The organism is Reichenbachiella versicolor (assembly GCF_003171675.1).
In the GTDB taxonomy this organism is placed as follows: Bacteria; Bacteroidota; Bacteroidia; order Cytophagales; family Cyclobacteriaceae; genus Reichenbachiella; species Reichenbachiella versicolor.
This window is the reverse complement of record NZ_QFZQ01000001.1, coordinates 708,952-721,670: the sequence shown is the minus strand read 5'-3', so window position 1 is coordinate 721,670 and position 12,719 is coordinate 708,952. Positions and strand designations below refer to the sequence as shown.

9 protein-coding genes are annotated in these 12,719 nt (G+C 37.5%); 1 reads left to right on the top strand and 8 read right to left on the bottom strand.

What is annotated here, in order from left to right; translation table 11 throughout:
* Window positions 1-20: 20 nt before the first annotated feature.
* From DKG80_RS02920 to DKG80_RS02890, 7 genes are all read right to left on the bottom strand, one after another.
* The gene (locus DKG80_RS02920; RefSeq protein ID WP_109829787.1) at window positions 21-512 is read right to left on the bottom strand and encodes a DUF4293 domain-containing protein; all 492 of its coding nucleotides are present in this window, start codon (window positions 510-512) and stop codon (window positions 21-23) included.
* Between the two features lie 393 nt (window positions 513-905).
* Complete coding sequence (locus DKG80_RS02915; RefSeq protein WP_109829786.1) at window positions 906-1,919, bottom strand: hypothetical protein; 1,014 nt, start codon at window positions 1,917-1,919, stop codon at window positions 906-908.
* Between the two features lie 280 nt (window positions 1,920-2,199).
* A complete protein-coding gene (locus DKG80_RS02910) occupies window positions 2,200-2,796 on the bottom strand; it encodes a hypothetical protein (protein WP_109829785.1) in 597 nt (198 codons plus the stop codon).
* Window positions 2,797-2,992: 196 nt separating this feature from the next.
* Window positions 2,993-4,270 carry a Gfo/Idh/MocA family protein gene (locus DKG80_RS02905; RefSeq protein WP_109829784.1) on the bottom strand — a complete coding sequence of 426 codons (1,278 nt, stop codon included), beginning with the start codon at window positions 4,268-4,270 and terminating at the stop codon, window positions 2,993-2,995.
* Between the two features lie 41 nt (window positions 4,271-4,311).
* Window positions 4,312-5,133, bottom strand: coding sequence for an FAD:protein FMN transferase (locus DKG80_RS02900; RefSeq protein WP_109829783.1), 822 nt, complete (start codon window positions 5,131-5,133; stop codon window positions 4,312-4,314).
* Window positions 5,134-5,260: 127 nt separating this feature from the next.
* Window positions 5,261-6,592: a Gfo/Idh/MocA family protein gene (locus DKG80_RS02895; protein WP_109830193.1), complete on the bottom strand. Its 1,332-nt coding sequence runs from the start codon at window positions 6,590-6,592 to the stop codon at window positions 5,261-5,263.
* Window positions 6,593-6,708: 116 nt separating this feature from the next.
* Window positions 6,709-8,067 carry a 3-keto-disaccharide hydrolase gene (locus tag DKG80_RS02890; protein ID WP_109829782.1) on the bottom strand — a complete coding sequence of 453 codons (1,359 nt, stop codon included), beginning with the start codon at window positions 8,065-8,067 and terminating at the stop codon, window positions 6,709-6,711.
* A 142-nt stretch (window positions 8,068-8,209) separates the two neighbouring features.
* Here DKG80_RS02890 and DKG80_RS02885 point away from each other — a divergent pair, with 142 nt between their 5' ends.
* Window positions 8,210-12,277, top strand: coding sequence for a hybrid sensor histidine kinase/response regulator transcription factor (locus DKG80_RS02885; RefSeq protein WP_109829781.1), 4,068 nt, complete (start codon window positions 8,210-8,212; stop codon window positions 12,275-12,277).
* A gap of 58 nt (window positions 12,278-12,335) precedes the next feature.
* On the opposite strand, the gene DKG80_RS21045 is transcribed toward DKG80_RS02885, so the two are convergent.
* On the bottom strand, window positions 12,336-12,668 hold the full coding sequence (locus DKG80_RS21045; protein WP_162555645.1) for a hypothetical protein: 333 nt from the start codon (window positions 12,666-12,668) through the stop codon (window positions 12,336-12,338).
* Window positions 12,669-12,719 lie beyond the last annotated feature (51 nt).

The following is a 12,719-nucleotide window of genomic DNA, read 5'->3' as shown; positions in this document are numbered from 1 at the left end:
TTATTTAAAAAGGATGTTATTTATCTAATTCTATCAGCTGACCTTACCAACTTTTCATCGTTCTTGATAAACCTATTGGCGAGGATATTACAGATCATACCTCCTACAAAAAAGTAATAACCCAGCATGTATTCACCTCTTATCATTGGAAGAAACTCTTTTTCTGCATTCATGGTCAAGTAAACTGATAGCCCAAGAGCTCCTCCCATTACTAATGAATTGACGGCATTGAGTTTCATTTGGAATAGTCTATTATCGTATCTGAAAATAGAGTACATAGCTATAGCAGCGCCCAGGATACAGAGCACTGCAATGTAAATGGTGTTTTTTTCTGATATGACAGCTACTTCGCCTGTTTCGATATCTGTTTTCTCTAGTTTAAGTGACATCACTGTCAAGGTCATGGCTTCATTTTTATCAACATCTAGCTTCTGCCACATCGGGAAGAACAAGATAGTAATCATACAAGCCGCAGTAAAAAATAGAAATATTGATTGTACTCTTTGTAGCATATCATTGAATTTTCGGCAAATGTATGAGCCGAGCGGAAAAGTTCAAAGTTTAACTGGTTTTATGGCTTAGAAAGTCTACTACTATGTGAAAGCTCTTTGGATCAGTTTATTTATTACCTCTCTGATTTATGCAGAAAATAATCTCTTCTGGAGCAGAGGAAGTTATTTCAACGTTTGATCATTTCATTAATAGAAGATAAGTGACAATTATAGTCTCCCTGCGTCGATTTTTGGGTCTCCTGTAGTATAATGTAGGCTTCCTTCAGAATAAACCTTTCGCCCTGCGTCAATTTAACTGTTCCCTGCCGAGGAAGACATGCTCCCTGCGCTATTTGGCACCCTTCCTGCTCTGCAGGGAGTGCAAAAAATTATGCAGGGAGGTTTAAAAAATTCTTATTCAGGTACACAAGGACTTTGAACGGCCTTTTTCATATAATTTCTCATATCTGCATCGGTATATTTGTGTAGATCATACAACATCCATCTATCAATATGATAATTGTTAGATCGACCTGTCACGGTAAAAGTATAGGTTTCACCAGCTATTAATGTATAAACTGCCCATGGTTTAAAGCTTAAGTGCGCATCTAGCATTCCTGTAATTGCCCAAAACTTATTTGATGCTCCAAAATACTTCGTTTCCTTTTTCAAATGGTAAGTACTAGAGACTAGTGTTTTATCTGTTTCTCTTTCTTTACACTCCTCATTAAGTTGTCCGTTTTGAAAATTGCCTTCCATTTTCACAAAACAGTCGTTGAAGGTATCATGTCTCTTTTGATTCTTATCAACAGATTTAATGCTTCGAACCATTAATCTATAGCTACCAGTATTCTGAACTTTAATTTTATATACTAGAGGAGACGGATTGTAATTGGCTTTATCCTTACTCCAAAAACCTCCTACATATTTTAGATACCCTTCTCCAATATGATCGTTAATAGTTTTGGTTTCTAATGGTTCTACTTTTAAATCTTTACTTACCAGGACCTCTGTATCAGCACTACTTAGTGTCCAGTCCCCTAATTCTGAAATCGTATTTTCAGCTTCAAAAATCACCATTCCATTTTCTTCCAAAAACGTCCCACACTTACCCGAATTAGCATCATCTCTATTTGAAAATAATGTCCTTGCTGGTTGTGTGATTCCTTCACAAACTGGAAAATCAGTTAGTACGATCTCATTGGTCGTTTGATCACTTGAATCACCTTCATTATCGTTATTGCTTGAATCCTCGTCAGTTGTTTCATCATCTGTATTTTCATCAGAGACATCCTCATCGGTAGATTCGTCTTTATTTTGCTGTTCTTCTAGAGCATCTTTGGCAGCTTGCTCGAGTTCCTCGTCGGTTTCACATGCCAATACTCCTACCAAAAAAATTAGGCACAATGTGGTAATCTGAATTTTCATAGCTTAATCATCATTCATATTGAAATATATCATTCTGTGATAGGTATGAGATTGGACGAAAAGTCCAAGCGCACTGTACTAAATAGCCGTATTTCCAATACCAAAGTAGGTTTGCATTCTTCGACCAATTAGCGACCTATACTCTGTAAACATAGAAAACAAGATCTTATTTTGAATTCAAAACTCAACAAAGTTGAGTTTTAATCAAGGCATGTTCAGGTAGAGTTGAGTACTACATAAGTTTTATACAATAAGTAAAATTTGTTTATCACAGCATGATCTAATCAAACATCCATGCTAAAAGGACTAGTAGGTAGATAAGATAAACCATGGATATAAGATTAGTAGCGAAGTTGGCTCCGTTTATCCATTTAGATCTGGACACTAACTGATGACCTTGACTAGACAGGTTATTGAACTCTTCGTCTCTGATGTTTATTTTCAATGGAATAGACTGATCAGAGCTATTGGTCAGATCTATTTTTCGTTCAAAATAACTGCCATTTATTTTCTTAACAAGGACTAAAGTATTGTTCTTTAATCCCTCTAAATCCAAAGTCAATTCTACATCACTCTTTAACGTCCAAACTCTCCAAAACTGTGAATATTCCTCACCTTGGTCTGTCGCTAGAAATAGTCGTCTGACTTTCGACCCGCTGTACATCTCTACGTCAATAGGTTTAGCTGAGTCATATCCTGGGGAGCTTCCTGTATACTTATAGCAAGCAAGCGCTACAAAAAATGAGATTGATAATATCATCAAGACTTTTTTAACCATTCCTTGCACCCTGGTCTGAGCGACAAATACCATGATCAATAATACTAAGTCGATAGCCGCTAATATCCATGCGACCTGAAAGGGGAATTGATATATCATTCGGCGAAGTTATATGTAATGAATAAGATAATTACACAAACAATCCACCTATGGAAGGAATGGTAGTATAATTTACCATTCCTATTGAACATCATGCGAATGTTTGATTTCTACAAATAAAAATTCTAAAAAGAAGAACCTTCTTGAAGCTCCTATAGCATCGATAAACAAAATTCCGCATCAAATGATCTACTGCCTAAATCATGTATTTTTTAGGACAAGTCACGGTTTTACCTGTATCTATAGCTTTTTCGGTCAATAGGGTCCATAGACTAGCATTATATCCTTCACGTAGCATCCAGTCCGGAGCAGATTTTGTTTTGATAAATTCTACAAAAGTCAATAGCTCTTCGACAGTTCCATCTCCTTTTTGACCTTCATATATTGATTCTTCTTTAGTCTTTTTAGCAGTCTCTGGCCTCCAACTTGCTCCTCCTATTGCTGCTGGCTTCTTTTCTCCTTTTTTGATATCATCCACCATTTTTGATACTGGAGTCTTCATAGGGCCATTGACTGTTTGATTGGGCTTATCCCATTGAAGTTTATTAGTTTCCATTCTCAGCGTGGCGTAGTCTGCTATGATATGTTCTTCAACCCCATAGTTACGATTCATATTCATGTAATCAGCTATACATCTCGAACCATCGGCATAGGTAAATATGGCTGCTAGGTTATCTGGTACTTCTCTACCATCTTTCCAAAATTGAATACCTCCAGAGGCTTGTACAGATACTGGTGTATTTTGGAATGCCCAATTGGACACTTGAATCTGATGAGACATCAATTCGGTCAATAACCCTGCAGAATACTCTTTGTAAAGTCTCCAGTTCAACTGTCGCTCTAGCTCTGGTTTACCCTCTGGGATAGGTCTTCTCCAGTCTTTGTTTCGATGCCAATAAGCTTTCACTTGTCCTACTGGACCAAACTCACCAGCGTGTATTCTTTCTATACCATTGAGGTATTTTTTGTTAAACATTCGTTGATGACCTATGATAAGAATACTTCCAGATTTAATACTAGCATCATACATAGCTTTGGCATCGCTAAGTGTACGAGCCATTGACTTTTCACATAAGACATGAATCCCTGCATTGAGACAATCAATCGTGATATGAGCATGCTGATACAAAGGAGTCGCAATAATTACTCCATCTACTGGAGCATCCGCCATTAACTTTTTATAATCATCGAAGGTTTTAGGAGTAATTTTATACTTATTGCAAATCTTCTTAGCGGCATCCATACTAGGCTGGTAATTGTCACAAATGGCTACCAATTCATAAGTATCATTATTGGACATTTGATTAAGCAAGTGTTCCATTAGAAACCTTCCTCGTCCTCCAGTACCTATTACTGCTAATCTCACTTTCTTACCAAAAACTCCTCCCCAACTTTGGAAGGAAGATAACCCGAGCGCTAGACCCGTACCAGCTACTATGGATGTCTTGATAAAATCTCTTCTATTATTACTCATAATTCTTTAGTCTCTTATTTTGATTGGATTATTTGCCGGTCTTATTCGTTAAGTACGAGCTGTTCGCTTCCTATAAGAACTTTCTCTATTTCAAAATTCTTTAAGATATCATGGCGTTGTTGTTCGCTGGCTATGAATAGAGCTGTGGATAACACCTCTGCTTCTATGGGGTTTTGACTCTGTATGGTTACGCTTTTTCCACTTTGCTTTGGTATATCTTCTCCAGATTCGAAAATGTGCCCTTTGCCATGGTAAAGACCACTGACTGATAGATTAGTATTATATAATTCTAAGGTTGTGTCTATACCTTGTTCAACTTGAAAATCAAATGGCCAAGCGCCTCCTTTTGGGTGAATTCCTCGACAATGGATAGAACTTCCTCCAAAGCTTATAAAAGCATTTTTAATCTCATTTTGATCTAGTAATTCTATCGCTCTAGCTAATAAAATACCTTTCCCAACCCCTCCAAAATCTACTTGTACATCTGGTGATTTTTTGACAATTGTTTTAAGTACAGGGTCTACATCAACAAGATCTTTTTCATGACGGGTTTCACTGTTTTTTGATAAATAAAACACGTCAAATAGTCCTTTAGTCTTTTGACGGTATTCAATGACCTGTATGAATGAGTTCAATAAATCATCCCCTAATTGCATTGGTTCATTTTCTACTAAAGAATTAAAATGATATATCTCTGCTGTAGGATCGAATCTACTCAACAACCTTTCCCAATACTCCAAGGCAGCACAGATTTGATTAAAACATACTTGCTGTTTTAACTCAGACTGTCCCCACATCACGACCTCAAGACGAGTATTCATCCCCATTGTCGTTTCATAGAAAAGATCTATATCTGTTTGCATGTCATTGAATATTTTTTCAACTAAAGAATCACTAAAAACATAGGAAAAGACTTCTATCGGTGTCTAAAGGCTTTTCATCATCGCTCTTAGTGACTACTTTAATTGATGAGATGTGTAGTAAAATTAGTTATAGAGTTGGTTCCCAACCCTTTTCATAATCTCGCTTCCACATTTTTTTGGCGTCTTTGTTTCCGATTACTTTACCTGTTTTCGGATCTACATCTAGACTTACTTTCAAATCTTGAGCGATATTTCCTAAGTGACAAAGCTGGGTAGAAATAGCTGCATCTGCGATCGGTGCTTTCAAGCTTTCATTTTTAATGATAGCCATTGCGAAATTGTTCATATGATTCACAGACAATGTGTCAAACCCTGTCAAGTCAGCCGTATCATTAGCTGCTTTCGCATTCTTGTTCTCCCACTCTGTTTTGATTTTCTTACCTTTTAAATCCAGTAATTCATACTTAGCCCTATCCAACTTGATAGTTCCTTCAGTACCATGTATGGTAGTACCTCTTCCTCCGGAAGGTCTGTAACCATTGCAGCTTCTCCCTTCCCAGGTGATCATTTTACCATTATCAAATTCAAAACTTGCGATCTGAGTATCGAACCACTGCCAATCATCATTTTTATAATGTAATCGTCCTCCTGTAGAAACTACTCTTGTAGGATAGTCTACTCCTAGCATCCATCTACATATATCTATCTCGTGGGTACCATTATTATGAATCTCTCCTGTTCCCCATGTTCTGAACCAGTGCCAGTTGTAGGGATGCACATTATCTCTATAATCTTCTCTTGGAGCAGGTCCTTGCCATAATTCCCAATCTAAAGTAGAGGGAACTGACACCTTCTTTCCTTTTCCTATTGATTTTCTAGTATTTGCATAAAAGGCCTTACCAGCATATACTTCGCCAATTACACCGTCCATAATATCTTTTTTGGCCATCGCTGAGGTGAAAGACGAACGCTGTTGGTTGCCCATCTGACACACTTTACCATACTTAGCTTGAACCTGAACCAACAATTCATTTTCATAAGGATTGTGACTACACGGTTTCTCGACATATACATGCTTACCAGCCTGCATTCCCATAATAGCCATAGGTGCATGCCAGTGTTCTGGTGTGGCTATAGCTATTGCATCAACATCTTTATTGTCTAAAATTTTCCTGAAATCTTGAACCATCTCTGGTTCATACCCTAGTTTATCCTTGCAAAAGCCTTGAAATTTTTGAACTCTCTTTTGATCTACATCGCAGATATGTGATACGGTCATTTGCTTCACAATACCAGCGGCTTGCGCCAATCCATGTGCTCGACCACCTGTACCTATAATGGCAATATTGATATTATCATTCGCGCCGATAATTTTCCCAAATGCACTGGCTGAACTCATCATGGTCAGTCCTGCTGCACTGATTACTGTATTTTTTAAAAATTCTCTTCTTGATTTCATCTTATGTTTTTTTGTTGTCATACTGACTATAGAAGAATTCTAACTTCTATAAAAACAAGCTGCTTTTCGTATTCACTTCCGCCCTAAAGCCAGTATCACTTGAGGTTAATGTCTTATTATAATTCTTTAATCTTGATGCTCTTGAAATGCACTTCGTCTCCGTGGTCCTGAAGTAAGATTAAACCTTCTTCTGCTTCTCCGAAGTTGGGCCATTTTTTATACTTACTATATGCGACCAGAGCTTTCCACTGCTGTGTACCTCTTTCGTACTCTACTACAGTACAGCCGTTTAAAATATGCTTGACCTTAGATCCTCTCACTTCAACTCTAGCTCTGTTCCATGCTCCTTTATTGACATATTTCTTAGGCTTCAACCCTTCTACAAACAACCTTGAATCTGCTGTGATCAAATCATACAATGAACCTACAGTTCTATTTCCTGCTGTACCTTTCTTGGCATCTGGATGTTTTTTATCATCTAGAATTTGAAATTCGCATCCGATAGCTGATCCTTTTCCTTTATTAAGCTCTGTATCGACAAAGTACTTGATTCCGCTATTGGCTCCTTCAGTGAATTTAAAATCAAGCTCTAGTATAAAGTTCTTGTAAGGTCGTGTTGTTACAATATCTCCGCCATGAACGGATTCTCCTCCACCTGATGCATGAACGGTTAGTACCCCATCTTTGATAGACCAACCTTTATCTGGAAAATCATCTCTTTTGGCTCCTCTCCATCCGTTGGTTGTCTTACCATCCCATAGCAACTTCCATCCATCGGCTTTTTGCTCTGCGGTCAATTCATTTTTCAAATAACTAACTACTGGTGCTTGAGCTTCTGCAAATGAAGGTTCTTCTTCCAACTCCGTGATAGTGATGTTTCTCCATCTATTTTCACGACCATCCTTATTTTTGCCAGCTCCATGAACTTGTAGAGCTATGAAGCCAGGTTCTACTACTTCTTCTAAAAGGTTGGCCACATTGACACCATTTACGAAGGTGGCAACATGATTTTTAAAAGCTATTAGTTTGACTTTGTTCCATGCACCTTTTTTATATGCTGATCTTGCCGCTTTGTTATACTCTAATGGATATCTCCAGCCTTTACTACCTTGGTAATAAATGCCTCCAGTCCAGCGTCTATTAGAGTCATCTTCTTCCACCTGTAGTCCCGACACTACTCCTTCGCTGTTAACTTTACTTCGAAACTGAACTCCTGAATTCAAATCCTTTCCAAGCAAGAATTCATATTCTAAAATAAAATTGGTGTATTCCTTCTTTGTAGCTAGAAAGGTACTTGATCGTGTTGCTTTAGATACTCCTACTATCTCTCCGCTTTCCACTTTGAACTCAGCATCTCCATTGTACTTTACCCATCCTTTTAGGTTTTTACCATTAAAAAGAGGTTTGGTCTTTGGTTTGGCGAATACTGTAGTCGCACAAACCATCAATAACATTATTAGTCTCTGTGTCTTCATCCGTTTGAATTTGTATTTAACAAATTATGCTTCCAAACGTAATAAGAGCCCTTTTTTAGCTACCCACAGTTTTGTATCAAATAGCCTTGGTTTTGTATCATTCTATTGAACCCTCCTATTTCTTTAATTAATTGTTAGCTTATTGAATACATATTTGAACCAATTGAATAGCTGGCAGCGAACGGCCTTTTACTACTTTTACATCTACCGAAGTACTAGAGGATTGAATATAAGACACTGCACATACGGACTTTTATTGAGTGTATTTTTAACAGTATCGTTACAGGCTCAAAATGTGAAGTTTGACCATCTTGATATCAAAGATGGATTATCTCAAAAGAATGTTTTTAGTATGAAATTCGATTCACGAGGAAACTTGTGGGTCGGTACGCTCAATGGACTCAATAAGTACAATGGTTACTCTTTTGAAGTTTTCAAACCCAACTTGTCAGATTCTAATTCTATCACTTCCAACAGTGTAAAAGCTCTGGCGTCAGGTATCGATGGAAATATGTGGGTCTATACGATAGATGGTGGAATTGACCGGTACAATGCCTCAGAATATAGATTTGAGCATGTTACTGATTCGATATTCAAAGGAATCAATTTGGATTTGATGACTGACATGACCTTTTCCAACCATTGTCTATGGATTTTAATTGGAAAACGCATTTTAGCTTATGATACAGAGAAAAAAGCTATCTCAAGACTGAGATCATCAGTCAACTGGAGAGGTATATTTAGTTTGAATTCTCAAATATTCATTTTCGGTAACGAAGGACTCTACCGGTTAGAAATCAACAATCATAAAATCATTAAAAAGCTTCTACTAAAGGAATCTATTTATGGAGCGTCGGTTCAAAAAGGGCAAATTCATCTTCTTACAAAAAATGACCTCATCAATTTTAATGTATCACGTAACGAGACTAAAATAATTCTCCAAAACCATAAAATATCTACTTCTGTTTCTTCACAGTCTTCAATTCCTATTGTCTTAACTGATCAACATGTATGGGCTAAACAAAATTTCAATCTTGCCAGACAAGCTTTGGACGGAACTGGCTCTATTGAATCATTTAAGCACAACCCTTCAGACCCCAATTCTTTTACAGGGCATTATGTCAGCCATATTTTAACAGACCAAAACCAAAACATTTGGATTGGTACTCAGAAGCATGGGCTTAATTACTTTGGTCACTCTAAGAATCAATTTGAGCATATTTCTTGGGACTATAGTCAAGATCAAACTAAAGCCATAGATCCAATCCGTGCTATTTGCAAAACAACGAATGGTGATCTCTGGCTGGGGTTCGATCGAACTGGAATTGGTATTATACACTCTGATGGTACACAATCGTCTATCGACAGCTACTTGGGTAGTGATGGTAATAAAAAGAAACTACTTTCTGTCCGAGCAATATTCCAAGATGCCTTAGGTAATATATGGGTGGGTTCTATGCGAGGAATATCAAAGTTTGATCAACGAAAAAAACGACTTGTACATATTAGTAATATTCTAGAAGATGGATGGAATAAGCGTACTTATGCTTTCGAGCAACTGAATGAGTCGGAAATAATATTGTCTAATGCTAGTAAAATAGCTCGTTTCAATGTCCTGACAGGTGAGCAAAAAGTCTTTAATTATGAAGACAAGCTTAATATCAATATAACTATCAGAGATATCGAACTTGATGATCAGAAGAATTATTGGCTGGCATTAGATAATAAAGGTATTGTCTTCGTGAATGCAGAAATGGACTCTGCTTACCATTGGTCTGCTGACAAAATAGACATCAGTGATGATAAAGTTTACAATCTCAAATTTCTCAATGGCTATTTATGGATCGCTACGAATTCTGGTCTGAATAAACTCAACCTCTCTAATATGGTTGTCGAGGCAAAATACTTCGAAGAAGACGGTCTAGCCAATAATGTAGTGTACTCAGTAGATGCCGATGAACAGGGACGAATTTGGACTAGCTCCAACTGGGGTATATCGGTTCTAGATACAAATACGGAACAATTTACTAGTTACTTGACCGATCGTTTTTTTATGGATGATGCCTCCAGTAGAGACGAAGCGGGTAACTTTTACTTTGGGGGATATTCTGGCACTGTGTCTTTTGATCCAAACTCAATTTCCAATCAAAAATCCATCAAAAGACTTTCATTGGAGAGTTTTAGTGTTCTAGACCAAATTATTACACCTTCAAGTAATCTACTTGAGCACAACATAAACCAATCCAAATCTATCAAACTTGATTACACTCAAAACACATTTTCTTTCAAAGTAGGTGTCACTCCTTTTGACCTTCCTAATAATGACCAAATCAGATATATGCTACGAGGTTGGAATAAAGATTGGCAACTAGTTGATAACAATCAAAGAGTCGTTTCATTTACGAACGTTTCTCCTGGCCAATACAAGCTGCTGATACAGGTAAGTTCTAATAAAGAGAACTGGGAAAGTACTAAAGAGCTTCAATTGGTCATCACTCCTCCTTTTTGGGAAGAGACTTGGTTTAAGATTGCTATACTGGTCTTTGTAATATTATTGATTGTTGCTTTTGTAAGGTATCGGATTCATCAGATCGAAATTCAAAATAAGCTACTTAGTCAAAAGGTTGATGAACAAACGAAGGACCTGCGCATCAAAAATGAAGAGATTCAAAAAATTTCAGAACAACTACACGAAGCTGACCAAGCCAAACTCCGTTTTTTCACGAATGTATCTCATGAATTTAGAACACCTCTTACTGTTATCCTTGGCTACTTAGATGGACTTGATCAAGATAACTCAAAGAAGACACGAGGTATAATTCGCAACAACGCAATTCGTCTACTTCGTCTCATCGATCAGGTAATTGAGTTTAGAAAAATAGATCTTCAACAGGCTAAGCTTAGCGTATCTGAAATCAACCCTTCCAAATTCACAGAAGACATTGTAAAATCGTTTCAAATTTTGGCCGACAAAAAGGGTATCAATCTTGAGTATGAAAATAAAACGATTCCAAGCTTATGGTCCGACCCTGACAAACTTGACAAGGTTCTTTATAATCTCATTTCAAATGCCATTAAATATACGCCTAGAGATAAAGTGGTATCGGTGAGTATTGAGGCTAGTGATAGTACGATTGATTTCATCGTCAAAGATGAAGGTCTTGGTATTCAAGAGTCTGATTTGAAATCTATTTTTGATCGTTTCTACCGTAGTGATAGCCAACATCAACAGATGGCTGATGGACATGGTATTGGCCTTTCGCTTGTCAATGAGTTGGTAGAAATGATGCATGGGGTTATAGATGTTCAATCTACAGTCAATGAAGGCACTTGCTTCATAGTTTCATTTAAGAAAGGTAAACAACATTTTGACGAAGCTGACTTCGGAGGTAGTTCAGCGAAAATTAGTCTTCCTACAGAAGTAGAAAACCAACCTTCCATAGACAGTCTTTCTGTGAAAGAATATTCTATACTGATAGTGGAGGATAACTTAGACTTGAGAGAGTATCTGATCAGTATTTTATCTCCAAACTATCAAGTAATCAGTGCTGAACACGGAAAGGAAGGGATTGAGGCTCTTGATCATCACTTACCGGATTTAATTATTTCGGATATTATGATGCCCGAAATGAATGGTATTGAGTTTTGTCAAGCTGTTAAAGACGAGATTATGACTTCTCATATCCCCATCATTCTACTTACAGCAAAAACTGATAACAGATCAAAGATCGAGGGGTTTGAGCTTGGAATCGATGACTATATTGAAAAGCCTTTTGACAAAAAACTATTCCTCACTAGAGTGCGCTCTTTACTTGATAATCGTAAAGCTTTTAAACAACAACTGATCACCGTTCAAGCTAGTGATAACATAGATCAAACTAAGATTTCTAAACGGGATTTGGACTTTTGGAAAAACGCTAACCATATCATGAAACAAGGCATCTCTGACACCAACCTTACTATGGAGTCTATTGCCGAGCAGCTGTATATGAGCAGGTCTACTTTTTACAGAAAGTTTAAATCTCTGACAGGAGAAAATGCGGCTGACTACTTTAGAAAGATGCGACTACAAGTCGCTGCAGATTTAATAAAAGATGGTCATGACACGATTTCGACTATCAGTGCTCAGGTCGGTTTTGATAGTGTAGAGCAGTTTCGAAATAAATTCAAGGAACAGTTTGGAATGACTCCATCTGAGTTTAGAAAGTGATTTCTGCCTATTCTTTAAGCTTTTAAAACACCCGAAATAAATTATTTGATTTTGCTTTTCACTTTACGAAAACCTTCTTTTTTGTCTTTTTTAATGGAACAGCTGCCGCCAGTCGGCGGGAGAAAAATCGGCCGTCATTTTTCTTCCCGCTGAGTGAGGGACGAAAAACGAGCGTCGTTTTTGCTGCGGACGAGTGAGGCTCGGAAAATGGTCGTCGTTTTTGTTGCGGACGAGTGAGGCTTGAAAAACAGCCGTCATTTTTGTTGCGGACGAGTGAGGCTCGAAAAACAGCCGTCATTTTTGTTGCGGACGGATGAGGGAAGAAAACTGACCGTCGTTTTTCTTCCCGCCGCATGAGGCTACCAAAACGACAACTCTCTTTTAGTTCCAACTTTTACCATTCATAGATTAAGAATCACCATCTATCCCAATACATGGTTAG

Excerpts from the sequence above, each read along its gene's own strand:
- DKG80_RS02895 (WP_109830193.1), bottom strand. The coding sequence starts at position 6,592 with ATGAAATCAAGAAGAGAATTTTTAAAAAATACAGTAATCAGTGCAGCA.
- DKG80_RS02890 (WP_109829782.1), bottom strand. The coding sequence starts at position 8,067 with ATGAAGACACAGAGACTAATAATGTTATTGATGGTTTGTGCGACTACA.
- DKG80_RS02905 (WP_109829784.1), bottom strand. The coding sequence starts at position 4,270 with ATGAGTAATAATAGAAGAGATTTTATCAAGACATCCATAGTAGCTGGT.
- DKG80_RS02910 (WP_109829785.1), bottom strand. The coding sequence starts at position 2,796 with ATGATATATCAATTCCCCTTTCAGGTCGCATGGATATTAGCGGCTATC.
- DKG80_RS02900 (WP_109829783.1), bottom strand. The coding sequence starts at position 5,133 with ATGCAAACAGATATAGATCTTTTCTATGAAACGACAATGGGGATGAAT.
- DKG80_RS02915 (WP_109829786.1), bottom strand. The coding sequence starts at position 1,919 with ATGAAAATTCAGATTACCACATTGTGCCTAATTTTTTTGGTAGGAGTA.
- DKG80_RS02920 (WP_109829787.1), bottom strand. The coding sequence starts at position 512 with ATGCTACAAAGAGTACAATCAATATTTCTATTTTTTACTGCGGCTTGT.